The organism is Kitasatospora sp. NPDC051984 (genome assembly GCF_044593455.1).
In the GTDB taxonomy this organism is placed as follows: domain Bacteria; phylum Actinomycetota; class Actinomycetes; order Streptomycetales; family Streptomycetaceae; genus Kitasatospora.
The window spans coordinates 46,583-70,214 of sequence record NZ_JBIUCB010000010.1; the positions used below are offsets into that span (position 1 = coordinate 46,583).

The 23,632-nt window shown below is 73.1% G+C and carries 26 protein-coding genes; 8 read left to right on the top strand and 18 right to left on the bottom strand.

All coding sequences use genetic code 11. The features are described 5' to 3' along the window. Window positions 1-31 precede the first annotated feature (31 nt). The 5 genes from cysS to ACIHEI_RS20840 all read right to left on the bottom strand — a co-directional run bounded on the left by cysS (window position 32) and on the right by ACIHEI_RS20840 (window position 3,887). The gene (gene cysS / locus ACIHEI_RS20820) at window positions 32-1,426 is read right to left on the bottom strand and encodes a cysteine--tRNA ligase (RefSeq protein ID WP_392949841.1); all 1,395 of its coding nucleotides are present in this window, start codon (window positions 1,424-1,426) and stop codon (window positions 32-34) included. Window positions 1,427-1,490: 64 nt separating this feature from the next. Then, entirely contained in the window at window positions 1,491-1,883 is a 393-nt protein-coding gene (locus ACIHEI_RS20825) for a PPOX class F420-dependent oxidoreductase (protein WP_392949844.1), read from the bottom strand. A gap of 42 nt (window positions 1,884-1,925) precedes the next feature. Further along, window positions 1,926-2,432, bottom strand: coding sequence for a 2-C-methyl-D-erythritol 2,4-cyclodiphosphate synthase (gene ispF / locus ACIHEI_RS20830; RefSeq protein ID WP_396607641.1), 507 nt, complete (start codon window positions 2,430-2,432; stop codon window positions 1,926-1,928). Further along, a complete protein-coding gene (gene ispD / locus ACIHEI_RS20835; protein WP_387644963.1) occupies window positions 2,422-3,183 on the bottom strand; it encodes a 2-C-methyl-D-erythritol 4-phosphate cytidylyltransferase in 762 nt (253 codons plus the stop codon). The genes ispF and ispD overlap by 11 nt, the downstream gene beginning before the upstream one ends. A 221-nt stretch (window positions 3,184-3,404) precedes the next feature. Further along, window positions 3,405-3,887 (bottom strand): CarD family transcriptional regulator, encoded by a 483-nt coding sequence (locus ACIHEI_RS20840; protein ID WP_014136563.1) that lies wholly within the window; start codon window positions 3,885-3,887, stop codon window positions 3,405-3,407. Window positions 3,888-4,261: 374 nt separating this feature from the next. On the opposite strand from ACIHEI_RS20840, the gene ACIHEI_RS20845 reads away from it, so the two are divergent. Further along, the gene (locus ACIHEI_RS20845) at window positions 4,262-4,906 is read left to right on the top strand and encodes a DUF461 domain-containing protein (protein WP_396607642.1); all 645 of its coding nucleotides are present in this window, start codon (window positions 4,262-4,264) and stop codon (window positions 4,904-4,906) included. A gap of 66 nt (window positions 4,907-4,972) precedes the next feature. Here ACIHEI_RS20845 and ACIHEI_RS20850 read toward each other — a convergent pair whose 3' ends face one another. Together ACIHEI_RS20850 and ACIHEI_RS20855 are read right to left on the bottom strand one after the other, a co-directional pair. Then, entirely contained in the window at window positions 4,973-5,665 is a 693-nt protein-coding gene (locus tag ACIHEI_RS20850; RefSeq protein ID WP_380363657.1) for a response regulator, read from the bottom strand. After that, the gene (locus tag ACIHEI_RS20855) at window positions 5,662-6,927 is read right to left on the bottom strand and encodes a sensor histidine kinase (protein WP_387643975.1); all 1,266 of its coding nucleotides are present in this window, start codon (window positions 6,925-6,927) and stop codon (window positions 5,662-5,664) included. The genes ACIHEI_RS20850 and ACIHEI_RS20855 overlap by 4 nt, the downstream gene beginning before the upstream one ends. 288 nt (window positions 6,928-7,215) lie before the next feature. On the opposite strand from ACIHEI_RS20855, the gene phoU reads away from it, so the two are divergent. Both phoU and ACIHEI_RS20865 read left to right on the top strand, forming a co-directional pair. Then, the gene (gene phoU, locus ACIHEI_RS20860) at window positions 7,216-7,890 is read left to right on the top strand and encodes a phosphate signaling complex protein PhoU (RefSeq protein ID WP_387643972.1); all 675 of its coding nucleotides are present in this window, start codon (window positions 7,216-7,218) and stop codon (window positions 7,888-7,890) included. 153 nt (window positions 7,891-8,043) lie between these two features. Continuing rightward, a complete protein-coding gene (locus ACIHEI_RS20865; RefSeq protein WP_387643969.1) occupies window positions 8,044-8,226 on the top strand; it encodes a hypothetical protein in 183 nt (60 codons plus the stop codon). Between the two features lie 63 nt (window positions 8,227-8,289). On the opposite strand, the gene ACIHEI_RS20870 is transcribed toward ACIHEI_RS20865, so the two are convergent. After that, window positions 8,290-8,877, bottom strand: coding sequence for a lytic polysaccharide monooxygenase (locus ACIHEI_RS20870; RefSeq protein WP_396607643.1), 588 nt, complete (start codon window positions 8,875-8,877; stop codon window positions 8,290-8,292). A 267-nt stretch (window positions 8,878-9,144) separates the two neighbouring features. Further along, on the bottom strand, window positions 9,145-9,903 hold the full coding sequence (locus ACIHEI_RS20875) for a phosphoglyceromutase (RefSeq protein WP_387643964.1): 759 nt from the start codon (window positions 9,901-9,903) through the stop codon (window positions 9,145-9,147). A 109-nt stretch (window positions 9,904-10,012) separates the two neighbouring features. Here ACIHEI_RS20875 and ACIHEI_RS20880 point away from each other — a divergent pair, with 109 nt between their 5' ends. Beyond that, entirely contained in the window at window positions 10,013-11,278 is a 1,266-nt protein-coding gene (locus tag ACIHEI_RS20880; protein WP_396607644.1) for an MDR family MFS transporter, read from the top strand. 16 nt (window positions 11,279-11,294) lie between these two features. Here the strand turns inward: ACIHEI_RS20880 and ACIHEI_RS20885 are convergent, their stop codons facing one another. The 3 genes from ACIHEI_RS20885 to mshA form a co-directional block, all read right to left on the bottom strand. Continuing rightward, window positions 11,295-11,774 carry an SLATT domain-containing protein gene (locus tag ACIHEI_RS20885; RefSeq protein WP_396607645.1) on the bottom strand — a complete coding sequence of 160 codons (480 nt, stop codon included), beginning with the start codon at window positions 11,772-11,774 and terminating at the stop codon, window positions 11,295-11,297. Window positions 11,775-11,805: 31 nt separating this feature from the next. Then, the gene (locus tag ACIHEI_RS20890; RefSeq protein ID WP_387643956.1) at window positions 11,806-12,321 is read right to left on the bottom strand and encodes a YbjN domain-containing protein; all 516 of its coding nucleotides are present in this window, start codon (window positions 12,319-12,321) and stop codon (window positions 11,806-11,808) included. A gap of 74 nt (window positions 12,322-12,395) precedes the next feature. Then, the gene (gene mshA / locus ACIHEI_RS20895) at window positions 12,396-13,700 is read right to left on the bottom strand and encodes a D-inositol-3-phosphate glycosyltransferase (protein ID WP_387644961.1); all 1,305 of its coding nucleotides are present in this window, start codon (window positions 13,698-13,700) and stop codon (window positions 12,396-12,398) included. A 228-nt stretch (window positions 13,701-13,928) separates the two neighbouring features. Between mshA and ACIHEI_RS20900 the strand changes: the two genes are divergently transcribed. Beyond that, the gene (locus tag ACIHEI_RS20900; RefSeq protein ID WP_387643954.1) at window positions 13,929-14,753 is read left to right on the top strand and encodes a class I SAM-dependent methyltransferase; all 825 of its coding nucleotides are present in this window, start codon (window positions 13,929-13,931) and stop codon (window positions 14,751-14,753) included. Between the two features lie 169 nt (window positions 14,754-14,922). On the opposite strand, the gene ACIHEI_RS20905 is transcribed toward ACIHEI_RS20900, so the two are convergent. Beyond that, window positions 14,923-15,450: an O-acetyl-ADP-ribose deacetylase gene (locus ACIHEI_RS20905; protein ID WP_387643951.1), complete on the bottom strand. Its 528-nt coding sequence runs from the start codon at window positions 15,448-15,450 to the stop codon at window positions 14,923-14,925. A 217-nt stretch (window positions 15,451-15,667) separates the two neighbouring features. On the opposite strand from ACIHEI_RS20905, the gene ACIHEI_RS20910 reads away from it, so the two are divergent. Beyond that, on the top strand, window positions 15,668-17,092 hold the full coding sequence (locus ACIHEI_RS20910) for a PP2C family protein-serine/threonine phosphatase (protein ID WP_396607646.1): 1,425 nt from the start codon (window positions 15,668-15,670) through the stop codon (window positions 17,090-17,092). Window positions 17,093-17,158: 66 nt separating this feature from the next. Here ACIHEI_RS20910 and ACIHEI_RS20915 read toward each other — a convergent pair whose 3' ends face one another. The 3 genes from ACIHEI_RS20915 to ACIHEI_RS20925 all read right to left on the bottom strand — a co-directional run bounded on the left by ACIHEI_RS20915 (window position 17,159) and on the right by ACIHEI_RS20925 (window position 18,560). After that, the gene (locus ACIHEI_RS20915) at window positions 17,159-17,485 is read right to left on the bottom strand and encodes a DUF2516 family protein (RefSeq protein ID WP_387644959.1); all 327 of its coding nucleotides are present in this window, start codon (window positions 17,483-17,485) and stop codon (window positions 17,159-17,161) included. A 107-nt stretch (window positions 17,486-17,592) separates the two neighbouring features. Continuing rightward, the gene (locus ACIHEI_RS20920; RefSeq protein ID WP_387860964.1) at window positions 17,593-18,123 is read right to left on the bottom strand and encodes a hypothetical protein; all 531 of its coding nucleotides are present in this window, start codon (window positions 18,121-18,123) and stop codon (window positions 17,593-17,595) included. Window positions 18,124-18,176: 53 nt separating this feature from the next. Further along, window positions 18,177-18,560, bottom strand: a complete 384-nt coding sequence (locus ACIHEI_RS20925) for a helix-turn-helix domain-containing protein (protein WP_387643943.1) — start codon at window positions 18,558-18,560, stop codon at window positions 18,177-18,179. Between the two features lie 120 nt (window positions 18,561-18,680). Here ACIHEI_RS20925 and ACIHEI_RS20930 point away from each other — a divergent pair, with 120 nt between their 5' ends. Both ACIHEI_RS20930 and ACIHEI_RS20935 read left to right on the top strand, forming a co-directional pair. Then, a complete protein-coding gene (locus ACIHEI_RS20930) occupies window positions 18,681-19,295 on the top strand; it encodes an HAD-IA family hydrolase (RefSeq protein ID WP_396607647.1) in 615 nt (204 codons plus the stop codon). A gap of 54 nt (window positions 19,296-19,349) precedes the next feature. After that, on the top strand, window positions 19,350-20,168 hold the full coding sequence (locus tag ACIHEI_RS20935) for an alpha/beta fold hydrolase (protein WP_396607648.1): 819 nt from the start codon (window positions 19,350-19,352) through the stop codon (window positions 20,166-20,168). A 4-nt stretch (window positions 20,169-20,172) separates the two neighbouring features. Here ACIHEI_RS20935 and ACIHEI_RS20940 read toward each other — a convergent pair whose 3' ends face one another. Beyond that, window positions 20,173-20,397, bottom strand: coding sequence for a hypothetical protein (locus tag ACIHEI_RS20940; protein WP_396607649.1), 225 nt, complete (start codon window positions 20,395-20,397; stop codon window positions 20,173-20,175). A 5-nt stretch (window positions 20,398-20,402) separates the two neighbouring features. After that, the gene (locus tag ACIHEI_RS20945; RefSeq protein ID WP_396607650.1) at window positions 20,403-23,459 is read right to left on the bottom strand and encodes a DEAD/DEAH box helicase; all 3,057 of its coding nucleotides are present in this window, start codon (window positions 23,457-23,459) and stop codon (window positions 20,403-20,405) included. Between the last annotated feature and the right edge of the window lie 173 nt (window positions 23,460-23,632).

The window sequence follows — 23,632 nt, forward strand, 5'->3', positions numbered from 1 at the left end:
CAAAGGTACGGCCCCCATGCGCCCCGAAGGGCTACTGGTTGATCGTCCAGCGCGGGCCGGACGGGGTGTCCTCGATCGCCAGCCCGGCCTGGCCGAGCTGGTCGCGGATGGCGTCCGCGGTGGCGAAGTCCTTGCGGGTGCGGGCCGCCTGGCGCTGCTCCAGCACCAGCTTGACCAGCGAGTCGACCACGCCGGTGAGTTCCTCGCCCTGGCTGCGGCCGCCGGCCCAGAAGTCGTCCAGCGGGTCCAGGCCGAGCACGCCGAGCATCGCCCGGACCTCGGCGAGGCGGGCCGCGGTGGACTCCTTGTCGTCCGCGCCGAGCGCGCTGTTGCCCTGCCGGACGGCGGTGTGCACCACGGCCAGCGCCTGCGGCACGCCCAGGTCGTCGTCCATCGCCTCGGCGAAGGCCAGCGGCACCTCGGGCGCCGCGTCGACCATGCCGCAGCGCTCGACGGCGCGCTCGATGAAGCCCTCGATCCGGGCGAACGCCGTCTCGGCGTCGCGCAGCGACTCCTCGCTGTACTCGATCATCGAGCGGTAGTGCGGGCCGGCCAGGTAGTAGCGCAGCACGATCGGCCGCCAGCGCTGCACCATCTCGGAGACCAGCACCGAGTTGCCCAGCGACTTGGACATCTTCTCGCCGCTCATGGTGACCCAGGCGTTGTGCACCCAGAAGTTGGCGAAGTCGTCGCCGTACGCCTTGGACTGGGCGATCTCGTTCTCGTGGTGCGGGAAGATCAGGTCCAGCCCGCCGCCGTGGATGTCGAACGAGCTGCCCAGGTACTTGTGCACCATCGCCGAGCACTCCAGGTGCCAGCCCGGGCGGCCGCGGCCCCACGGGGTGTCCCAGCTCGGCTCGCCCGGCTTGGCGGCCTTCCACATCGCGAAGTCGCGTGCGTCGCGCTTGCCGGTCTCGTTGTCGCCCGAGGGCTGCCGCAGGTTCTCCAACTCCTGGTTGGAGAGCGCCAGGTAGTCGGGGTAGGTGGTGACCGCGAAGTAGACGTTGCCGTCGGCCTCGTACGCGTGGCCGCGCTCGATCAGCCCCTGCATCATCTCGATCATCTCCGGCACGTGGCCGGTGGCCCGCGGCTCCGCGCTCGGCGGCAGGCAGCCGAGGGCGTCGTAACCCTCGTTGAACGCACGCTCGTTGGCGTGCGCGATCTTCCACCACTCGATGGACTGCTCGCGCCCCTTGGCGATCACCTTGTCGTCGATGTCGGTGACATTGCGGACGAAGGTGACCTCGTAGCCGCGGTAGCGGAACCACCGCTGCATCACGTCGAAGTTGAGTCCGGACCGGATGTGCCCGATGTGCGGGGGCGCCTGAACGGTGGCACCACACAGGTAGATCGAGACACAGCCCGGCACCAGCGGGACGAAGTCGCGTACCTGGCGGGTCATGGTGTCGTACAGGCGAAGGCTCACAGCGTCCAGAGTAGTGGGCGGCGGGGGGTGCCCCGCCACCTTCCGGCCACTTGGCGCGCCCCACTCAGAAGTTGGCGACCACCTTGCGCGGGCTGAGCCGCACCACCACCCGCACCGCGTCCGGACCGTCCCACGCGTAGTCCTGGCCGCGGTACTTGCGGGACAGCTCGTCGATCAGCTCCCGGCCGCCCTCGGTGGTCATGGTGACCTCGCCGCGCGCCTCGAAGTACTGGTACGGGCTCTCCGCCGGGTTGATCAGCACGCTGATCCGCGGATCCCGCACCAGGTTCAGGTGCTTGCGCCGCCCCTGCACGGTGGAGAACAGGATGTCGTCGCCGTCCCGCTTGATCCACACCACCGAGGACTGCGGGCTGCCGTCGGGCTGCACGGTGGACACCACCGCGAAGCTCTTCTCGTCCAGCAGCTTCCGCACGTTGTCGTCGAGTTCGACGCCCATGTTTCCTCCCGCACCAGAGAATTGACTGCCTGTCATGTCAGGCTAGGGGGCGGGCCGTTCCCAGACCAGCGCCGTGGCGATCGCGGCGAGTCCTTCGGCCCGGCCGGTCAGGCCCAGGCCGTCGGTGGTGGTGCCGGAGACCGACACCGGCGCGCCGACCGCCGCGGACAGCGCGGCCTGCGCCTCGGTGCGGCGCTTGCCGATCTTCGGGCGGACGCCGATCACCTGGATCGCCACGTTGCCGATCTCGAACCCGGCCTCCCGCACCAGCCGGGCGGCCTCGCCGAGCAGTGCCACGCCGGCCGCGCCCGCCCACTCGGGGCGGTCGGTGCCGAAGTGCGCGCCCAGGTCGCCGATCCCGGCGGCGGAGAACAGCGCGTCGCAGGCGGCGTGCGCGGCCACGTCGGCGTCCGAGTGACCGGCCAGGCCGGTCTCGCCCGGCCAGTCCAGCCCGGCCACCCGCAGCGGCCGGCCGTCCTCGAAGGCGTGCACGTCGGTGCCGATGCCGATCCGCGGCAGGACCGGGCTGCTGGTGGTCTCAGTAGGCATCGGTGGCCCTCCGGCGGGCGAGTACGGCCTCGGCGAGCACGAGGTCCAGCGGGCGGGTGACCTTGAACGCCTCCTCGTGGCCGGGCACCACGACGACCCGGCCGCCGAAGCGCTCGATCAGCCCGGCGTCGTCGGTCACCTCGATGCCCTCGGCGACGGCCTTCTCGTGCGCCGCGGCCAGGCCCGCCAGGTCGAAGCCCTGCGGGGTCTGCACGGCGCGCAGCGTGGAGCGGTCGGGGGTGTCCAGCACCGGCTCGGGGCCGGACGGCTGCGGCTCGACCCGCTTGACGGTGTCGGCCAGCGGCACCGCCGGCACCACCGCCTCGGCGCCGGCCCGGACGGCGGCGGCCACCGCGTCCACCACCTCGACGGGCACCAGCGGGCGGGCCGCGTCGTGCACCAGCACCACCGGGGTGCCGGCCGGGATCGCGGCCAGGCCGAGCCGCACCGACTCCTGCCGGCTGGCGCCGCCGGGCACCACCCGGACGTCCTTGCCGTCCAGGCCGTGGCTGTCCAGCAGCGCGACGACCTCCGCCACGCCGTCCGGCGGCGCGCACACCACCACCAGGCCGACCGCCCGGCTGCGGGCCAGCGCCCGGACCGCGTGCACCAGCAGCGGGACGCCGCCGAGTTCGCGCAGCGCCTTGGGCGCGCCGGGGCCGAGTCGCTCGCCGCGGCCGGCAGCCGGGACGACCGCTGCCGCGAGCTGTGCTGAGGCGTTCAGGTTTGGCTCCTTGGTCGCGATGGGTATGGCCGTGCCGAACGCGGATTCGCGAGCGGGCAGGCCCCCTTCCTGACTGCACGTTAGTGGAACCGCGCCGCCCCTTCCGCCATCGCCCAACCGTGCCTCTCCCTTCCAGGCACGTTCACGGCGCGCTGTACCGCCCTGCGTCCGAGCATGGCGAAGCGCCCGAGGCGCCCTTTCGGGCACCATCGGGCGCTACGTCAAGCCAAGCCGGGCGCTGTCCTGCCTCAGGAGGCGAGGACCTCGTCGAGCAGCGTCTCGGCCTTGTCCTCGTTGGTGTTCTCGGCGAGCGCGAGCTCGCTCACCAGGATCTGGCGGGCCTTTGCGAGCATGCGCTTCTCGCCGGCCGACAGGCCGCGCTCACGCTCGCGGCGCCACAGGTCGCGGACCACCTCGGCGACCTTGATCACGTCGCCGGAGGCGAGCTTCTCCAGGTTTGCCTTGTAACGGCGCGACCAGTTGGTGGGTTCTTCGGTGTAGGGCGCGCGAAGCACCTCGAAGACGCGGTCCAGGCCTTCCTGGCCCACCACATCGCGGACACCGACGAACTCGGCGTTCTCCGCCGGAACGCGGAGGGTCAGATCTCCCTGCTGCACCTTCAGCACCAGGTAGGTCTTGTCCACACCCTTGATCTGGCGAGTTTCGATGGCCTCGATCAGCGCAGCCCCGTGATGGGGGTAGACCACCGTGTCGCCAACCTTGAACGTCATGTGACAGGACCCCTTCCGTGGCTTTCCAGAATAACACGCTTTTCGGCTGACCCGAAGGGCGTTTTCGCAGGTCAGGGCGGGTTCCAGGGCTTGACAACCACCCCCGTCGCATGCTGCGACCGGTGTTCGACGGGGGCTTCTCGCAGGTCGGAGGCGGTCTGACCTGGGCGGCGAAACCTCTGGTCACGCTCCCGAAACCATGGTTGGATCTTGAGTTTTTGCCTCCGACTCGCCGAGCGGCCGGGATCGTGATCGGACTGCGACACGGGGCCACCCCGTGATTCCCGGATATGTGTGGTCGGTAGTGTGGCCCTCGACCACCGACCGTGATCCCTTTTCCGTGGGATCGTCCCCTCCAAGGAGAAGTCGCCGCCGTGAGCCGGAGCCTTCGACGCGGCGCTGCCGCCGCCCTCGTCCTCGCCGCGATCGTCCCGCTGTCCGCCTGCGCGGCAGGCAACGACGCCGACACGCTGCAGATCAAGCCGGACAACGCGGCGACCTCGATCGACAACTCGGTCAAGCTCAACAACATCGTCGTGGTCGCCCCCGCGGGTTCGGCCGGCGAGTACACGGGCCCGGTCGCCGTCACCGCGAACATCGCCAACACCGCGCCGAAGGACGACCTGGTGCTGACCGGGGTCAAGGTCGGTGGCTCCGCCGCGACGCTGACCGACGAGAACGGCGCGCAGGTCTCGCAGATCGTCATCCACGCCGGTGAGTCGGTGCTGATCGGCGGCAAGGGCGGCGCCGCGCTGGCCCAGGTGCCGAACGCCAAGGTCACGGTCGGCGGCTACAACGACACCACCTTCACGTTCAAGAGCGCCGGCGACGTCTCCGCCAACGCCAACGTGCAGCCGGCCGTCGGCTACTACCAGGGCTTCGGCCCGGCGGCCAAGGCCACGCCGTCGGCGGGCGTCACCGCCTCCCCGGGTGCGGCCTCCTCGCCGGCCGCCGGCGCCAGCGCGAGCGGTTCGCCGAGCGCCCCGGCCGGCAGCCCGTCGGCTCCCGCCACGCACTGACACCAGTCACACACGAAGGGGCCCCGCCGCGGCGGGGCCCCTTCGTCGGTCTGTCGTACCTGCGGTTTACGGCTCGAACTTGTAGCCCAGGCCACGCACGGTGACCAGGTAGCGCGGCGCGCCCGGGTCGGGCTCGATCTTCGCCCGCAGGCGCTTGACGTGGACGTCCAGGGTCTTGGTGTCGCCGACGTAGTCCGCGCCCCACACCCGGTCGATCAGCTGCATCCGGGTGAGCACCCGGCCGGCGTTGCGCAGCAGCATCTCCAGCAGGTCGAACTCCTTGAGCGGCAGGTCGACCTTGGCGCCGTCCACCGTCACCACGTGCCGGTCGACGTCCATCCGGACCGGGCCGGCCTCCAGCGCACCGGGGGCGGCGGCGCCGTCGCCGTTCGCGTCCTCGCCGCGGCGGCGGAGCACCGCGCGGATCCGGGCGACCAGCTCGCGGGTGGAGTAGGGCTTGGTGACGTAGTCGTCGGCTCCTATCTCCAGCCCGACGACCTTGTCGATCTCGCTGTCCTTGGCGGTGACCATGATCACCGGGACGTTGGAGCGGACGCGCAGCTGGCGGCAGACCTCGGTTCCGGGCAGGCCGGGCAGCATCAGGTCGAGCAGGACGAGGTCGGCTCCGTTGCGCTCGAACTGCTCCAGCGCGTCGGGCCCGGTGGCGGCGACCGCCACCTCGAAGCCTTCCTTGCGGAGCATGTACGACAGGGCGTCGCTGAACGACTCCTCGTCCTCGACCACCAGTACACGGGTCACGATCGGGCCTCCGGGGCAGGAAGTGTGGGTGCTGCTGAGGATGCGCGGTCCTCGACCGGGGCCTGCCCGGCGGGGAGTCGCAGTGTGAAGGTGGAACCCTGGCCCTCGACGCTCCACACCGACACGGTCCCGCGGTGCGAGGCGGCGACGTGCTTGACGATGGACAGGCCGAGGCCGGTGCCACCGGTGAGGCGGGAGCGGGCGGGGTCCACCCGGTAGAAGCGTTCGAAGATCCGCTCGCGGTCCTTCTCCGAGATGCCGATGCCCTGGTCGGTCACCGAGATCTCGATCAGTTCGCCGTCCGCCTCGCCCAGCGCTGCGGCGCTGGAGATCCGGCGGGTGGCGATCGCCACCCTGGTGCGCGGTGGGCTGTAGTTCACCGCGTTCTCCACCAGGTTGCCGAGTGCGGCGGCCAGTTGGCCGCGGTTGCCGACCAGGTACAGGCCGGTGGTGCCGCCCGCCGCGATGACGATCTGCTTGGCGGCGGCGGTCTGCCGGCAGCGGTCGATCGCCTCGGCGATCAGTTCGTCCACCGCGACCGGCTCCGGGTCGACCTTCAGCTGGTCGTCCTGGACCCGGGAGAGGTCGATGATCTCCTGGACCAGGCTGGCCAGCCGGGTGGCCTCGACCTGCATCCGGCCGGCGAAGCGCTGCACCGCCTCGGGGTCGTCGGAGGCGTCCGCGACCGCCTCGGAGAGCAGCGAGAGCGCGCCGACCGGGGTCTTCAGCTCGTGCGAGACGTTGGCCACGAAGTCGCGGCGGATCGCCTCGATCCGGCGGCGCTCGGTGCGGTCCTCGACCAGCACCAGCACCAGCCGGGAGCCCAGCGGGGCGACCCGGACCGAGACCGCCAGCGGTTCGGCGGCCCGGGCGACGGCCCCGGGGCGGGTGAGTTCCAGTTCGATCTGCCGGATCTCGCCGTCCCGGCGGGTGGAGCGGGCCAGCGCGAGCATCGGGTCCACCGCCACCCGGCCGCCGCGGACCAGGCCCATCGAGTAGGCGGCGGAGGAGGCCTTGACCACCTCGTCCCCGTCGCCGAGCACGATCGCGCAGGAGCGCAGCACCGAGAGCACGGTGTCCACGCCGGGCGGCAGGGCCGGTTCCTGGAGGGGTTCCGGCCCCGGTTTCTTGCCGCCGCTACTGCTGCTGCCCTTGCTCCGGCCCTGCTCGCGCTCGCTCCAGCGGAAGGCGATGGATGCGGTGAGACCGACGCCGAGCCCGGCTATGGCGCTGGCAGCGGCGGCGGCCACGTTCACGTCCATGCTTGCCAGCGTAAATGGTGGCCGGGCGCGCTCCGTAAGGGTGCGATCAAGGCATCGGCCGGGCGTTGCCGAGAATTCACCTTCACGATGCTGCCGATTCACCGCTGATGCCGCGGGGGGTCGCCCGAACGGATCAGTGTGGGCCGTGCAAGCCCGTGTGGGCGGTGACGCGGCTACCATTCGCGCCACCAGCAGCGGCCGTCCGTTCGGTCGGCCCCGCACCGGGCCGCCCGGTACGGGGCGTCCGGTCGGCACCGCCACCGACACCGGTACTGGAGGAGAACAGCAATGCGCGACGCGTACCACGAGGAACTCGACTCGATCAGCGACGGTCTGGTCGAGATGGCCCGCCTGGTCGGCTCGGCGATGGGACGGGCCACCACCGCACTGCTGGACGCGGATCTGGAGCTGGCGGAGAGCGTGATCGCCGCCGACGAGAAGGTCAACAACCTGCACCACGACCTGGAGAACCGGGCCATCGACCTGCTGGCCCGCCAGCAGCCGGTCGCCACCGACCTGCGGATCGTGGTCACCTCGCTGCGGATGAGCTCCGACCTGGAGCGCTGCGGCGACCTGGCCCGGCACGTCGCCAAGGTGGCCCGGCTGCGCTACCCGGAGACCGCCGTCCCGAACGACCTGCACCCGATCGTGCTGGAGATGGGGCAGCTCGCGCAGCGCCTGGTGGCCAAGGCCGGCCTGGTGATCGCCACCAAGGACGTGGACAAGGCGCTGGAGCTGGAGGCGGACGACGACGCGATCGACGCGCTGCACCGCGAACTGTTCTCGCACCTGCTGGACGACCGCTGGCACCACGGCATCGAGACCGCGGTGGACGTCACCCTGGTCGGCCGCTACTACGAGCGCTTCGCCGACCACGCGGTCTCGGTCGCCAAGCGCGTGGTGTTCCTGGTCACCGGCGAGCACGTGGACGAGTTCATGGCCACCGCGGACTCGGCCGAGTAAACGTTTTCGCAGTGCGCCCCTCCGGGGGCGCACGCCGCGTGAACCTCCCACCTCCGCACGCCCGTTGACGGCGCGTCAGGACGGCGTTTCACTCGAAGGGACGGGCGTCCACCGGGCTGCCCGGCTCCGCCCGGACGAGGAGGCTTCAGCGCGATGAAGACGACCGGCAACCCGACCACTCCCCCGCCGAGCCCACTCGCCCCGGCCGCGGCGAAGCTGCTGCCGGTCCTCGCCGCGGGCTGCGGCTGCGGCCCGGGCTGCGGTTGCGGCTGCCAGTCCGGCGCGCCGTGCCAGTGCGGCGGCGCGACCGGCGGCTGCTGCGGGGGCGGCCACTGACAGCATGAGCGAGGGCCGGGCACCGATGGTGCCCGGCCCTCGTCGTACGGCGCCTCAGATGGTTCAGAAGGTGACGTCCATGCACTGGTAGAACGCGTTGCCGGTGTCCGCGATGTCCCAGACCGCCAGGATCACCTGGTGGCCGGTCAGGCCGGAGGGCAGCGTCGCGGTGTGGCTGAGCATGGCCGGGGGCTGCTTGCCGCCCATCGGCACGGTCAGGAACGGGGTCGGGTTGAGGTTCGCCCGGGTGATCTTCGTGGTGGCGTCGTAGCCCGGCTTGGTGATGAAGTACCGGAACGACGTGGTGGCGTGCCGCGCCTCGATGCTCCAGGTCAGCGTCAGCTGCTGGCCGGCCGTGACCTTGGTGGTCGGCCAGGCGCCGGCCCGCGGGTCGTCGAGCGGCGCCCAGCGCGGGTCCGCGCCCGGGCACAGCGTGCCGTCGGCCGGCCCGGCCGCCGGGAAGCCCTTCGGGCCCTCGACGCTCTGCGGCTCCCACTGGATCTGGCCGCACTTCTTCACCACGCCCGCCCCGCACAGGCCGGCCCGGCTCGGCGGGGTGGTGATGTATCCGTGCGAGCTGGCGGGGATCGCCGTCGCCAGGACTGCCGCGGCGGCCGCGAAGCCGACCGCCAGGATGTTGCGCTTGCGCATGGTGCTCCTCCGTGGGGGTGGATGGAGTACATGAGCGCGGGCACGCGCGGGGCCGCGTGGGGGTGCGGCCAGCATTGGCATGCCCGCGCCGACATTGGCCCCCACGCTAGAAGCCCGACCGACCGCCGTCAATGGTCTGAACCACCCCGAGTGGTCTGAACCACCCGCCGCCACCCACCGGCTGACGCCCCGGCACCCGGACACGGAACAGCCCCCTGGGCCGGAGCTTCGTCGCACCGGGCAGGGGGCTGAGCGGGAAAGGAGGTCTTACTTCTTGCCCTGGTTCTTGACGGCCTCGATCGCGGCGGCGGCGGCCTCGGGGTCGAGGTAGCGGCCACCGGGGGTGACCGGCTTGAAGTCGGCGTCGAGCTCGTAGACGAGCGGGATGCCGGTGGGGATGTTGAGGCCGGCGATGGCCTCGTCGGAGATGCCGTCGAGGTGCTTGACCAGGGCGCGCAGGCTGTTGCCGTGGGCGGTGACCAGGACGGTGTTGCCGGCGGCGAGGTCCGGCACGATGGCGTCGTACCAGTAGGGGAGCATGCGGCGGACGACGTCCTGCAGGCACTCGGTGCGCGGGCGCAGCTCGGACGGGATCTCCGCGTAGCGCGCGTCGCCGGCCTGGGAGTACTCGGAGTCGTCGGACAGGGCCGGCGGCGGGGTGTCGTAGGAGCGGCGCCAGAGCTGGAACTGCTCCTCGCCGAACTCGGCGAGGGTCTGGGCCTTGTCCTTGCCCTGCAGGGCGCCGTAGTGGCGCTCGTTCAGGCGCCAGCTGCGGCGGACCGGGATCCAGTGGCGGTCGGCCTTGTCGAGGGCGATCTGCGAGGTGCGGATGGCGCGGCGCAGCAGCGAGGTGTGCAGCACGTCCGGCAGCAGGTCCTCGGCGAGCATCAGTTCGCCGCCACGGGCCGCCTCCTTCTCGCCCTTCTCGTTGAGGTCGACGTCGACCCATCCCGTGAACAGGTTCTTCTGGTTCCACTGGCTCTCGCCGTGGCGGAGCAGGATCAAGCGGTAGGTCGTGTCAGCCATGGGGCCAGCTTAATAGAGGGGGAAATTCGGTGGCCGGGCTGTCCACGTCGGACGTAATGTGCCATCAGCAGTTTTGCCGCTTACCGTTTTCGCCGCTCCGGGAGCCCCCATGCCCCTCACAGCCCGTCTGGTCTCCGAAGCACGCAGGGCGGCGGGCGGGCTGCCGCGGCAGTTCTGGTGGTTGTGGACGTCCACGCTGGTGAACCGGCTCGGCGGCTTCGTCGTCACGTTCCTGGCGCTCTATCTGACGGTCGACCGGGGGTATTCGGCGGCCTACGCGGGCCTGGTGGCGGGCCTGTTCGGGATGGGTTCGGCGGTCGCGGCGATCGGTGCGGGGGTGCTGACCGACCGGCTCGGACGGCGGCCCACGCTGCTGGTGGCGCAGGTGTCGACGGCGGTGTTCACGGCGGTGCTGGGCTTCATGGACGGGCCGGTGGCGATCGCCGCGGTGGCGTTCCTGGTGGGTCTGGCGAACAACGCCTCCCGCCCGGCGGTGTCCGCGATGATCGCCGACCTGGTGCCGCCCGCCGACCGGGTGCGGGCGTACGCGCTGAACTACTGGGCGATCAACATCGGTTTCGGCGCCTCCGCCGCGGTGGCCGGTCTGATCGCGGTGTACGGCTACCTGCCGCTGTTCCTGCTGGACGCGCTGACCACCCTGCTGTGCGCGGTGGTGGTGTTCGTGAAGGTCCCCGAGACGCTGTCGCAGGCGATGGCGGAGGCGGCCGACGAGCCGTCGGGCCCGGCGATCGGCCTGGGCGCGGTGTTCCGGGACGGGCCGTTCATGGCGGTGGTCGGGGTGAACCTGCTGCTGGCGATGGTCTTCCAGCAGGGCTCCACCACGCTGGCGATGGACATGGGCGAGCACGGCATCACGACCGCCCAGTACGGCCTGGTGGCCAGCCTCAACGGGGTGCTGATCGTGGTGCTCCAACTGCCGCTGACCAGGCTGATGGAGGGCCGCAACCGCACCGCGCTGCTGATGGTGAGCGCGCTGCTGATCGGCTGGGGCTTCGGCCTGACGGCGGTGGCCGGCTCGTCCGCCGGGCTGTACGCGCTGACGGTGGCGATCTGGACGATCGGCGAGATCGTGAACGCGCCGACCATGATGGCGCTGGTCGCCGAGCACTCGCCGGCCCGGGCCCGCGGCCGCTACCAGGGCGTGTACTCGCTGTCCTGGTCGCTGGCGTCCTTCGTCGGCCCGATGGCGGGCGGGCTGCTGCTGCAGTACGCGGGCAGCGCGGCGCTGTGGGGCGCGTGCGCGGCGGCGGGGACGCTGGCGGCCGTGGCGTTCGTGCCGATCGGCCGGCAACGGCCGCAGTCCGCCGCCGAGCCGGCGGCGCCCGCCGTCGAGCCGGTCGGCGCGGAGGCCTGACCGGCTCGGCGGCCGGTCAGTTCGCCAGGTCGCCGCCGCTGTTCCGCCGCAGCCGCACCCAGGAGTCGTGGTCGTCCTCGAGGATCCGCTGGTACTCGTCCACCAGCAGCGCCACCTGCTCCGGCACGGGGACGGCGTCGCCGTACTCGGCCTTCATCAGGGCGAGGCGGCGGCGCAGCGAGGTCAGCCGGTGGACGGTGTCGGAGCGCTGGATCCACAGCGTCCGGTAGCCGAAGAAGGCCGCCCAGGCGGCCAGCACCGTCACCAGTGCGCCGCACGCCAGTGCCACGTCGGCCAGTTCGCTGGCCAGCGGTTCGCCGACCTTGAGGCCGAGCAGCACGGTGACCAGCGCGGACAGGCTGACGGTGGCCAGTTGCAGGCTCAGCGCCCGCCGTCGGTCCCAGTCCCGGCGGCGTCGGCGCTCCACCAGTTCGTTGTCGAGTTCGGCCCCCAGCCACTCCAACTTCCGTTGTGCGGCGGCATGTTCAGCATCCATCGTTTCCTCCCCGGGCGGGAGGATACCGGGCTCAGCTGTCGGCGGGCGGGTTCTCGCTCGCCAGGTGCGCGAAGGCGGTGAGGTTGCGGGTGGACTCGCCGCGCTTGGTGCGCCACTCCCACTCGCGGCGGATCGCGGTGGCGAAGCCGAGCTCCAGCAGGGTGTTGAACGGCTCGTCGGCGTTCTCCAGCACGGTGCCCAGCAGCCGGTCCACGGAATCGGCGGTCAGCGCCTCCAGCGGCAGCCGGCCCACCAGGTAGACGTCGCCGAGCCGGTCGATCGCGTACGCCACCCCGTACAGCCGGGTGTTGCGCTCCAGCAGCCAGCGGTACACGCCCTCGTGGTTCTCGTCCGGGCGGCGGATCACGAAGGCGTTCACCGACAGCGTGTGGTCGCCGATCCGCAGCGCGCAGGCGGTGGACAGCTTGCGGGTGCCGGGCAGCGAGGCGACCAGCGTGTACGGGTCGGTGGCGGCCGGCTCCCAGGCCACACCGGCCTCGTCGAGCGCGGCACGGAGGAGGGGGAGTGCGTCGTCCTTGGCGGCCATGCCCCCACGCTAACCGGCCGTCGGCCGCCGTGGGGTGTCGCGCCGGTCACGGTGTGCTCCGGGGTGAGCTTCCGTCAGGGGCGGTGCACCTGGCGGGCTGCGGCCATCGCGCCCGCGTACACCTCGGCGGTGGAGCCGGCCGCCGTCAGCCAGCCGAACGCCGCCGCGTGCCGGGCGGCCTCCGCGCCGCGGATGCGGGCGAGCACCGGGTCGGTGACGTAGGGCAGCAGGGCCTGCGCCCAGGCGTCCGGGTCGTGGCCGGGCACCAGGGTGCCCGTCAGGCCGTCGCGGACGGCGACCGGCAGGCCGCCGACCGCGGCCGCCACCACGGGGGTGCCGCAGGCCTGCGCCTCCAGCGCGACCAGGCCGAACGACTCGCTGTACGAGGGCATCACCAGGGCGGTCGCCGCGCGGTACCAGTCGGCGAGCTGCCGCTGGCCGACCGGCGGGCAGAACCGCACCACGTCGTTGATGCCGAGCTGGGCGGCCAGCTTGTGCAGGCTCTCGGGGCGGGCCAGGCCGGTGCCGGACGGGCCGCCGACCACCGGCACCACCAGCCGCTCGCGCAGGTCCGGGCGGCGCTCCAGCAGCCGGGCGACCGCCTTGAGCAGTACGTCCGGCGCCTTCAGCGGCTGTATCCGGCCGGCGAACAGCAGTACCGCGGCGTCCTGCGGCAGGCCGAGCCGGTGGCGGGCCGCCTCGCGGTCGCCGGGCCGGAACACCTCCAGGTTCACGCCCGGGTGCACCACGGCCAGCTGCTCGGGGCGCGCCGCGTAGTGGTGGGCGAGCTCGGCGGCCTCCTCCGCGGTGTTGGCGATCAGCCGGTCGGCCGCGCCGACCACCTGGGTCTCGCCGATCACCCGCGCGGCCGGCTCCGGGGTGTCGCCTTGGGCGAGCGCCGCGTTCTTCACCTTCGCCATGGTGTGCATGGTGTGCACCAGCGGCACGCCCCAGCGCTCGGCGGCCAGCCAGCCGACCTGGCCGGACAGCCAGTAGTGCGAGTGCACCAGGTCGTAGTAGCCGGGGCGGTGGCCGGCCTCGGTGCGCAGCACGCCGTGGGTGAACGCGCACAGCTGGGCCGGCAGGTCTTCCTTGAGCAGGCCCTCGAACGGGCCGGCCGTGACGTGCCGCACCAGCACGCCGGGGGCGAGCTGCACGGTCGGCGCGTCGTCCGAGCTGATCGCCCGGGTGAACACCTCGACCTCGATGTCGAGGTCGGCGAGGCGCTTGGCCAGCTCGACGATGTACACGTTCATCCCGCCGGCGTCGCCGGTGCCCGGCTGGTGCAGCGGCGAGGTGTGGACGCTCAGCATCGCGATCCGGCGGGGACGGCGCTGGCGCGGAGGGACTGCGGCCGACCGCGACTCCCCGCGGGGCATGCGGACGAGGTGGTGGGTCACCTGCGGAAGCCTCCCTGGGGCACTGCCCGTCGCTGCGTCTGTACCGGTTTCGGTCTGTTCACGCGCCGCCGCCCGCGGCCGGAAGCTGCGGGCGGTAGGACGTCAAGGGTGCCAACCGCGTCGTCGTGCCCCCGTATTCCCGGTGTCGGACGATCCCTTCGGACGTGCTTTCCCGGCGCGCGCGGGCGCTGCGTACGCTTGGTGACCATGGCCGCAAGCGACATGCCGTTGTCCCGGGGCCGGTCGAGCCGGCCGGTGGGGACGATCACTCGGGGGACGACGAACACCAACCGGCTGCGGCGGATGGACCGCTGGATCGCGTACTCGATGGGCCGGGCGCTGCGCGCGGCCGTGCACCCGCCGGTCGCCGTGGACCTCGGGTACGGGGCGGCGCCGTGGACGGCGGTGGAGCTGGCGGCCCGGCTGCGGGCGGTGCGGGCGGACGTCCGGGTGGTGGGCATCGAGATCGACCCGGCGCGGGTGGCGGCGGCGCTGCCGATGGCCGACCCGCCGCTGCTGGAGTTCCGGCGGGGCGGCTTCGAGGTGCCGCTGCCCGGCGGGGCGCGGGCCCAGCTGATCCGGGCGGCGAACGTGCTGCGGCAGTACGACGAGGACCAGGTTGCCGAGGTGTGGTCGCGGCTGTGCGGGCGGCTGGCGCCGGACGGGCTGCTGGTGGAGGGCACCTGCGACGAGATCGGGCGGCGGCACGTGTGGGTGGCGCTGGGCCCGGAGGGGCCGCGGACGGTGACCTTCGCGGCCCGGCTGGGGAGCCTGGAGCGGCCGTCGGACCTGGCGGAGCGGCTGCCGAAGGCGCTGATCCACCACAACGTGCCGGGGCGGCCGGTGCACGCCTTCCTGCGGGACTTCGACCGGGCGTGGGCGGCGGCCGCGCCGCTGGGGGCGTTCGGGGCGCGGCAGCGCTGGGCGGCGACCTGCGCGGCGCTGGCGGCGGACTGGCCGCTGCGGGACGCGCCGGCCCGGCGGCGGCAGGGCGAGCTGACGGTGGACTGGGCGGCGCTGGCGCCGCGCTGAGCCCGGCTCCACCCGCTCGGCCGGCCCGGCCCGATCATCAGTTCAGCAGTTCACTCGAACGAGTTATCGATTACCCCTGGCGTGTTGACGGCCGGGCGGGTCACCATGGGAGCGCCCGAATGCGCCGTCGCGCGCCCCCTGAGCGCCCATCAGCGCCCCCTGCTCCGAACTACCCCACCAGCTCGTCCCGCACTCGCGCGAACACCTCGTACGTCTCGGCCCCGAACAGCACGAAACGCACCTCGTCCAGGTCGGGCTCCTGCTCGGCCACGGTCGTCAGGGCGATCCGAGCGGCATCGTCGAGCGGCCAGCCGAAGATCCCGGCGGAGATCGCCGGGAAGGCCACCGTCCGCGCCCCCAGTTCCGTCGCCACCCGAAGGGATTCCCGATAGCACGAGGCCAGCAGCTCGGTGCGCTGCTCGCGGTCCTCCGCCCGGAACACCGGCCCCACCGTGTGCACCACCCAGCGCGCCGGGAGCCGGCCCGCCGTGGTCGCCACCGCCCGTCCGGTCGCCAGGCCCTTTCCGTAGTGCGAGGCGCGCAGCTTCCGGCACTCGGCGAGGATCTCCGGCCCGCCCCTGCGATGGATCGCCCCGTCCACCCCGCCGCCGCCCAGCAGTGAACTGTTGGCGGCGTTCACCACCGCGTCCACCCGCTGATCCGTGATGTCACCCTGCACCAGCGTGATCCGCGTCACCGCTGCTCAACTCCCGTCAACTCCGGTTCTGTGGTGGCGGAAACCCTACGGAACAAGGCCACCGGAAGCGTGGCAATAACCACATCGGCGCCGCTCAGGCAAAGAAATCCTCGGAGATCACGTTATGGTCGCGGGAAGCTCCCCGATGCCCGGTGCCACACGGGCACCGTGGACGGACACCGGCCGTTGGCCTGTCGGGGAAAGGAAGGACCGACCGATGCCCGCTACGGGAGACGGGCGGGCACCCGACGCGACCAACGACGCGGGGGCCGCCGAGCGCAGTCAGAGCCGGCGCGGCACGCCGCAGCGCCGCACCCGGGCCACCGGGTCCGCGCCGATACCGCATCCGCGTGGCACCGCGCAGGGCGGCGGCGAGCCGGCCCGGGCCGCGGCCGCGGACTTCCGGGTGCTGGTGATCGAGGGCGACGGGCCGGAGCACCGGCTGTTCGAGTCGCTGGCCGAGGAGCTCGGCGCGCACGCCGAACTGCACCGGGTGGACGGCATCCACGAAGCACTGGCCCTGCTGCCACCACTGCCCGGCAACGGCCGGCGCGGCGCCCGGTACCCCGACTTCCAGTGCGTGCTGCTCGACCTCGGCGCACCCACCGAACGGCCGTCCGACGGCGACGGCCTGGACGCACTGCGCGAACTGCTGCAGCGCGCCCCGCACACCGCCGTGGTGGTGCTCACCGACACCGCCGGCGCCGAACTCGGCGCGGCCGCGGTGGCCGCCGGCGCCCAGGACTTCCTGCTCCGGCAGGACACCGCCGGACCGCTGCTGGCCCGCGCGCTGCGCTACGCGGTGGAACGCAAGCGCGCCGACGAGTCGCAGCGCCGCCTGGTGGAGGCCGAGATCCGCGGCCAGGAGAACGCCCGTCTGCAGCGCCACCTGCTGCCCACCCCGCTGCTCGACGGCGCCGGACTGGCCTTCACCCGCCGCTACCGGCCGGGCCGCCGCCGCGCCCTGCTCGGCGGCGACTTCTACGACGCCGTCCGCACCAAGGACGGCCGGGTGCACGTGGTCATCGGCGACGTCTGCGGCCACGGTCCCGACGAGGCCGCCCTCGGCGTGGCGCTGCGGATAGCGTGGCGGACCCTGGTGTTCGCCGGGCTCAGCGGCCAGCACCTGCTGACCACGCTTCAGCACGTGCTGGAGCACGAGCGGCGCAGCGACGAGATCTTCGCGACGCTCTGCATGGTGGTGCTGGACGCGCCCCGCGCGGACGGCGCGCCGGAGTCCGCCGAGCTGTTCCTGGCCGGGCACCCCGCACCGCTGCTGCTCGGGCCGGACGCCGTCCCCGTGCTGCTGCCGTCCGAGCAGGCCGGCCCGGCGCTGGGCCTGCTGCCGTGCGACGCCACCCTGTCCAGCTGGCCGGCCCTGCGGTTGGAGCTGGGCCCGGGCTGGCGGCTGCTGCTGTACACCGACGGGCTGGTCGAGGGGAAGGTCGGGGCGGGTTCGCCGCGGCTGGGCCAGGAGGGCCTGATCGAGCTGATCGCCGACCACCAGGCCGCCGGGCTGACCCGGGGCCGGCTGGTGGACTCGGCGATCGCCGAGGTCGAGGAGCTGAACGGCGGGGCGCTGACCGATGATGTCGCGGTGCTGCTGCTGGAGCGCAACCCCGTCCCGGTGATCATGGGCTGACGGCCCGCCGAACACGCAGAAGGGGCGGCCCCGTGCGGGGCCGCCCCTTCCGTTCGTGCGGGTGTCTCACCAGGGGCCGTAGGGCCCGGCGTTGCGGCCCCGGCCGCGGCCGTCGGTGAGCAGCTTGATCGCGGGGCGGACGTCCACCACGTAGACGATCGCCGCGACCAGGCCGGCCAGCGTCAGCAGGCCTGACACCGGGTTGGCGCCGAACAGCAGGTCCGCGCCCAGGGCCAGGCCGAGCACGACCAGCCAGAACCCCTTGGTCTTCTTGTCGGCGGCGCGGTACGCGTCGTCGCGGCGGATCGCGGCGTCCACGAACGCGAAGATCTTGTAGCCGATGATCGCCGTGGCCAGCCACCAGAACGGGTTCAGGAGGTTGTAATGCAGGATCTGCACCTGGTGCTCCTCACTCTCTCTCTTCCATCCTGGCACGGACACTGCCCGGATCAACGGCCCTCGGCGGTGTGCCGTTCCCCGCACCTGTCACGCGGCGCCGGTCACTCGGAGCCGTTGGCGGCGGTGGTCTTCCGGGCGCGGGCGGGCTTCTTCGCCTCGGGCTTCGACTCGACGGCGGGCTCGTCCACCACGACCTCGGCCAGCACGACCTCCTCGACGTCGGCCTCGACGACCGGGGCGTCGTCCTGCCCGCGGGTGTTGGCGGCGTCCACCACGGTGCGGCCGCGGACCGCGAGCTCGTCGTAGACCTCCTTGGCCTTGACCGCGAACTCCAGCGCCCGGCCGACCTGCTGCATCGCGAACTCCTGCGCCTTGGCCTGGAGTTCCTTCACGTCGGTGGGCAGCGCGTTGACCGCCTCGGTGACCTTCGCCTGCGCCTCGACCAGCTTGGTGCCGGCGTCCTGCAGGGCGGCGGTGGCCTTGTCCTGGGTGCCCTTGCGGTCGGCGGCGAGCGCCTCCAGCTGGCCGGGGACCTCGCGCAGCTTCTCGTAGGCCAGGTCGCCGGCGCCGGCCAGTGCGTACAGCGGGGTGGGGTCGGTGAGGGTCTTCTTGAGTTCGTCGCTGATCGGCATGTCGAGTCCTTCAGGTCGGGTGCGCCCGTGCGGTCGGGTCACGCGGGGTCGGGTCACGCGGGGTCGGTCGGGTGGGCGGCGGCCGGGCGGGCGGCCTGGTTCTCCTTGAGGAAGGCCTCGTACACCGCCAGCAGGGCCTGCTTCTGCCGCTCGTTGATCTGCGGGTCGGCGAGGATCGCGGCCCGCAGCCCCGGCCCCTGCTCGTCCCGCTCCTCCAGAATCCCGGCCTGTACGTACAGCGTCTCCGCCGAGATCCGCAATGCCTTGGCGATCTGCTGAAGGATCTCCGCGCTGGGCTTGCGCAGCCCGCGCTCGATCTGGCTCAGGTACGGGTTGGACACCCCGGCGACCTCGGCCAACTGCCGCAGTGAGTACTGCGCGTTCCGCCGCTGCTCCCGGATGTACTCGCCGAGCGAGCCCACGTTCAGTGATGCCATACCGTCAGTCTGCACCCGCCTGCTTGCTATTGCAAGCACATTGCTAGCGGACGCACGCGCCACGGTGTCCGGCCGGTCGGGTAACGTCCGCGCGCGGACCGAGGGTTGAGGGGTGGCGTGATGGCGGAACGAACGATCGGCGCCGTGCTGTGCGATCTGGACGGGGTGCTGCGGATCTGGGCCGACCTGGCCGAGGTGGACGCGGCGCACGGGCTGCCGCCGGGCACCGTCGCGGGGGCGGCGTTCCGGGCGGAGCGGCTGGTGCCTGCTGTCACCGGGCTGGTCACCGATGAGCAGTGGCGGGGCGCCGTGGCGGAGGATCTTGGCGTGGTGTGCGGGTCGGCGGCGCGGGCGCGCGAGGTGGTTGCGGGTTGGGGGCGGCAGGCGTCCCGGGTGGATGCGGAGGTGTTGGGGTTGCTCGGCGAGGTCCGCCGGAGCGTGCCGGTGGTGCTGGTCTCCAACGGGACCACCCGGCTGGAAGCCGACCTGGCTGCGCTCGGGTTGGACGCCGTCTTCGACGCGGTGGTCAATACCGCGCGCCTGGGGGTCGCCAAGCCTGACGAGCGGGTCTACCTGGCAGCGGCCGAGTGGGCCCAAATGCCGGTCACAGCCTGCTTGTTCGTGGACGACAGCGCCGGGAATGTGGCCGCCGCCGAGGCGCTCGGGATGCACGGCCACCACTATCTGGGTGCGGCAGGGCTGCGGGCGGCGCTACGCGGTCACGGGCTGATCTGACCGAGGCGCGGAATTCCGGGCGGGCCCGGTCCGACGCGTGGCACGATCCGCCGCATGACGACCTTTCAGGCCTACGACGGAACGGCCCTGCACTACGAGCAACTCGGCGACGGCGCCCCACTGTTGGCGATCCCGGGCGGCCCGGGCGCGGACGCCCGCTACCTGGGCGACCTCGGCGGCCTGGACGCGCACCGGCGGCTGATCCGGCTCGACCCGCGCGGCAGTGGCCGCTCCGCCGAGCCCGCCGACCGGGCGAGTTGCTCGTTCACCGAGCAGGTGAAGGACCTGGAGGCGCTGCGCGAGCACCTCGGGCTCGACTCCTTCGACCTGCTCGGCCACTCCGCAGGCGCCCTCACCGCCCAGCGCTACGCCGCCGAATTCCCGCACCGGGTGCGGTCGTTGGTGCTGGTGACGCCGGTCGGGCGGGGCTCGCGCGAGCCGGACGAGGCGGAGCTGGCGGCGCTCCGGTCCGCCCGCGCCGACCAGCCCTGGTACCCGGACGCGGCGCGGGCGGCGGCGCTGCTGGCCGCCGGGCAGGGCGATCCGGCGGAGCTGACCGCACGCATCACCCCGTTCTTCTGGGGCAGTTGGGACGACCGGGCGCGCGCCGCGTCCTTCGATCCGGAGCTGGTGCCGATCGCGCTGTGGATGCGGGCGGCGTTCTACGCGGGCGCGGGCGAGGCCGCACCCGTCGCCGTGCCGGTGCTGGTGGTGGCGGGGCAGTTGGACGGGATGATCGGCACCGTTCCGGCCCGACTGGCGGCCGCGCTCCATCCGGGGGCCCGGCTGGAGGTGCTGGAGGGCGTGGGGCACCGGCCCTGGGTCGAGAAGCCGGCCGAATTCGCCCGACTGGTGGGAGAGTTCCTGGGATAGCACCTCAACTGCCGTCCACCAGGCGGCGGTAGTCGGGGGCCAGCAGTTCGGCGAGGTCGCGGCCACGGACGGTCAGGCCGCTCGGGCCGAGGTGGTCGAGGGCCGGGTCGGGGCGTTCGGGCGGCGCGTCGAGCGGGTGGAGGGTGAACTCGCCCTGCCAGAAGGCGTCCAGGCACTGGTCGAGGGGGCGGTCGGAATCGGGGCGGTCGGAATCGGGGCGTTTGGTCATGGCGGTCACTCCCCCACGGCGTCGGCGGACAGGGTGAGCAGTTCGCGCAGCTGCTCGGTGGGCAGTTCGGTCAGCCACTGTTCGCCGGCGCCGACCACGGCGTCCGCCAACTCGCGTTTGGCCTGGAGGAGTTCGGCGATCCGCTCCTCCACGGTGCCGACGCAGACCAGGCGGCGGACCTGGACCTCGCGGTGCTGGCCGATCCGGTGGGCGCGGTCGGTGGCCTGGTCCTCGACGGCGGGGTTCCACCAGCGGTCGAGGTGGATCACCTGGTTGGCGGCGGTCAGGTTGAGCCCCGTCCCGCCCGCCTTCAGCGACAGCACGAACACTCCTGGCCCGTCCGGGGATTGAAAACGGTCGACGAGTTCCTGGCGGCGCGGCGCGGACAGCCCACCGTGCAGGTGGAGCACCTGGGTGCCGAGCCGGTGGCGCAGGTGCGGCTGGAGCAGCGCTCCGAACTCGGCGTACTGGGTGAACACCAGCGTCCGGTCGCCCTCCGCCAGGGCCTCCCGGAGCAGCGCGACCAGCCGCTCGACCTTGCCCGAGCGTCCGCCCAACGGCGAGTTGTCGTGCAGGAGTTGGGCCGGATGGTTGCAGACCTGCTTGAGCCGGCCGAGGGCCGCCAGCACCGCGCCCTTGCGCTCCACCCCGCGCACCCCGCTCAGGCGGCGCAGCAGTTCGGCGACCACCGCCTGGTAGAGCCCGGCCTGCTCCGGCGTCAGGTTGCAGCGGACGGTGAACTCCTGCTTGGCGGGCAGCTGTTCGCCGATCTCGGGGTCGCTCTTCAGGCGGCGCAGCAGGAACGGGCCGGTGAGCCGCTGGAGCTGGGCGGCGACCTCCCGGTTGCCGGACTGCTCGACCGGGACGGCGTAGCGCTCCTTGAACGACTCGGCCGTGCCGAACAGGCCGGGGTTGGCGAAGTCCAGGACGGTGTGCAGTTCGGCGAGGCGGTTCTCCACCGGCGTGCCGGTGAGCGCGATCCGCGGGCCGGAGCGCAGCGAGCGGATCGCCCGGGACTGCCGGGCGGAGCGGTTCTTGATGTGCTGGGCCTCGTCCGCGACCACCCGCCGCCAGCGGATCGCGCGCAGTGCCGCGGCGTCGCGCTGGAGCACCCCGTAGGTGGTGATCACCAGGTCGGCGGCCGGATCGGGGGCGGTGCGGTCGGGGCCGTGGTGCAGCTGGACGCGCAGGGCGGGCGCGAACCGGGCCGCCTCGCGCTGCCAGTTGCCGACCAGCGAGGTCGGGCAGACCAGCAGGACGGGGCCGCGGGCGCCGCGGGCGTGCTCCAGGGCCAGCAGGGCGAGCGTCTGGACGGTCTTGCCGAGGCCCATGTCGTCGGCCAGCACCGCGCCCAGCCCGAGCCTGCCGAGGGCGTCCAGCCAGGCCAACCCCCGTTCCTGGTACGGGCGCAGAGCACCGGCGAAGCCGGGCGGGGGCGGGGTGCGGTGAGCGCCGGGGAGCCGGCCGAGGCGGCCCGCGAGCAGGTCGCCGAGCGGGCCGTCGGCGTGCACCACGGTGACCGGCAGGCCGTCGACCACCGCGCCGTCGTCCAGGGCGAGCCGCAGCAGCGTCGCGGCGTCCAGTTGCGGATCGTCCCGGCGGGCGGCCAGGAACCGCAGGGCGGCGGCGAGTTGGGCCGCGTCCACCTCCACCCACTGGCCGCGCAGCCGGACCAGGCCCTGCTGGGCGCCGGCCAGCTCGTCCAACTCCTCCTGGGTGAGCGGCTGTTCGCCCACCGCGAGCTGCCAGCGGAAGTCCACCACGGCGTCCCGGTCGGCCTGCGCCGCACGCTTCACCGCACCGGACGCCGGACCGCTGTGCGCGCTTGCCGCCAGGCCGAGACGCGGCCGCCGGCGCCACCACGCGGGCAGCAGCACGCCGTACCCGGCGGCGGTCAGCAACGGAGCGGTGCCGCGCAGGAACGCGAGCGCGCCGGCCCGGTCCAGATCGACGCCGGTGGGCCGGGTGCGGTGCAGGGCCGCGCGCAGGTCCGGGCAGAGTCGGGCGGCGCGGTCCAGTTCGGCGAGGTACGCCTCCACCGGGTCGCCGAGAGTGCGGCCCAACGCCGCCAACCCCGGCCCGTCCGACCAGAGTTCGGCCGCGGGCAGCAGCAGCGAAGGCCGGTCCGACGGGCCGGCCAGCACGTCCAGCCGCCAGTTCTCGTCCGGGACTTCCGCATCCGGGTTGTCCGGCGCACTGCCCAGCGGCTCCGCCAGCCGGAACGCGAGCCGGACTTCACCGGCGGGCTCCGTCCCCGCGCTCCACGCCGCGAGGCGCTCCGCGACGTCGGAGTCGGGCGCGGCAGGGAGGCGGGGGTCGGCGCTGCGGAGGGCTTCCAGCCAGTCCTGCGGCGCCGCGGCTGCCGGCGGTGCCTCGAGCGCGGTGCGGGTCTCGTGGTCGGTGAGGGCGTCCAGGACGGCGGTGAACAGGGCCGCACCGGTGCGCTCGGCGCCGTCCTCCGCGCGGGCGATCGGCGGGCAACCCGCCGCCAGGCCGCTGCTCTCGCGGCGGGCCGGACCATCGAGCGCGGGACGCCAGCGCGCCGCCCACCCGTCCGCCTCCTCCACCAGCGCGGGCAGCACCCGCCCCCGCCCGACCAGCCGCCACGCCAGGTCGTGCACCGCCGTCAACCACCGCAACGACGCCCCGTACGCAAGCTCCGCCGCCCGCCCACCGGGCAGCTCGACGGTCGTCCCCGGCCAGTACGGATCGAACAGCTCACCCAGCAGCTGCGCCGCCTCGGCCCGCTCGAACACCAACGCCGGCACCCGCCACGCCTGCAGCACCAGCCCCTTCGCGGTCGACCCCACCGGCAGATCCGGCGACGGCGTCGGCCGCGAGCCCAACGTCGGCAACCGCAGACTCACCCACCGCTCGGCCCCCCGCTCCGCGAGCCACGCGGGCCCCGCACCGGTAGCCGCGAGCAGCCCCGCGGCCTCGCCTGCCGAGCACGCGTACGGGTGCCGCGACCCTTGTACGGCCCGCCCCGTGAACGCCGCCGCATCCTCCGCCCACACCGCGAGGCGGCCGTCGGCCCGCCAGAGCGCGTGCAGGACGTACATCGGGACGGGGCCTCCGGGGCGAGAGGTGGGCAGGGCCTTCCACGATAGGCGCTGGGAGTGCCACCAGGGGCGCGGGGAACTGCGCGAAGGGGAACGCACCCGTCGGCAAGATCGCGATGCAGGGCAATGACTTGCACGTGATCGCGACCTTGCGGACGTGGCGTGCGCTTGTC

Excerpts from the sequence above, each read along its gene's own strand:
- ACIHEI_RS20825 (WP_392949844.1), bottom strand. The coding sequence starts at position 1,883 with ATGGGCGTCGAACTCGACGACAACGTGCGGAAGCTGCTGGACGAGAAG.
- ispF (WP_396607641.1), bottom strand. The coding sequence starts at position 2,432 with ATGCCTACTGAGACCACCAGCAGCCCGGTCCTGCCGCGGATCGGCATC.
- ACIHEI_RS20840 (WP_014136563.1), bottom strand. The coding sequence starts at position 3,887 with ATGACGTTCAAGGTTGGCGACACGGTGGTCTACCCCCATCACGGGGCT.
- ACIHEI_RS20855 (WP_387643975.1), bottom strand. The coding sequence starts at position 6,927 with ATGGACGTGAACGTGGCCGCCGCCGCTGCCAGCGCCATAGCCGGGCTC.
- phoU (WP_387643972.1), top strand. The coding sequence starts at position 7,216 with ATGCGCGACGCGTACCACGAGGAACTCGACTCGATCAGCGACGGTCTG.
- ACIHEI_RS20865 (WP_387643969.1), top strand. The coding sequence starts at position 8,044 with ATGAAGACGACCGGCAACCCGACCACTCCCCCGCCGAGCCCACTCGCC.
- ACIHEI_RS20870 (WP_396607643.1), bottom strand. The coding sequence starts at position 8,877 with ATGCGCAAGCGCAACATCCTGGCGGTCGGCTTCGCGGCCGCCGCGGCA.
- ACIHEI_RS20875 (WP_387643964.1), bottom strand. The coding sequence starts at position 9,903 with ATGGCTGACACGACCTACCGCTTGATCCTGCTCCGCCACGGCGAGAGC.
- ACIHEI_RS20880 (WP_396607644.1), top strand. The coding sequence starts at position 10,013 with ATGCCCCTCACAGCCCGTCTGGTCTCCGAAGCACGCAGGGCGGCGGGC.
- ACIHEI_RS20885 (WP_396607645.1), bottom strand. The coding sequence starts at position 11,774 with ATGGATGCTGAACATGCCGCCGCACAACGGAAGTTGGAGTGGCTGGGG.
- ACIHEI_RS20890 (WP_387643956.1), bottom strand. The coding sequence starts at position 12,321 with ATGGCCGCCAAGGACGACGCACTCCCCCTCCTCCGTGCCGCGCTCGAC.
- mshA (WP_387644961.1), bottom strand. The coding sequence starts at position 13,700 with ATGCCCCGCGGGGAGTCGCGGTCGGCCGCAGTCCCTCCGCGCCAGCGC.
- ACIHEI_RS20900 (WP_387643954.1), top strand. The coding sequence starts at position 13,929 with ATGGCCGCAAGCGACATGCCGTTGTCCCGGGGCCGGTCGAGCCGGCCG.
- ACIHEI_RS20910 (WP_396607646.1), top strand. The coding sequence starts at position 15,668 with ATGCCCGCTACGGGAGACGGGCGGGCACCCGACGCGACCAACGACGCG.
- ACIHEI_RS20920 (WP_387860964.1), bottom strand. The coding sequence starts at position 18,123 with ATGCCGATCAGCGACGAACTCAAGAAGACCCTCACCGACCCCACCCCG.
- ACIHEI_RS20925 (WP_387643943.1), bottom strand. The coding sequence starts at position 18,560 with ATGGCATCACTGAACGTGGGCTCGCTCGGCGAGTACATCCGGGAGCAG.
- ACIHEI_RS20930 (WP_396607647.1), top strand. The coding sequence starts at position 18,681 with ATGGCGGAACGAACGATCGGCGCCGTGCTGTGCGATCTGGACGGGGTG.
- ACIHEI_RS20935 (WP_396607648.1), top strand. The coding sequence starts at position 19,350 with ATGACGACCTTTCAGGCCTACGACGGAACGGCCCTGCACTACGAGCAA.
- ACIHEI_RS20940 (WP_396607649.1), bottom strand. The coding sequence starts at position 20,397 with ATGACCAAACGCCCCGATTCCGACCGCCCCGATTCCGACCGCCCCCTC.
- ACIHEI_RS20945 (WP_396607650.1), bottom strand. The coding sequence starts at position 23,459 with ATGTACGTCCTGCACGCGCTCTGGCGGGCCGACGGCCGCCTCGCGGTG.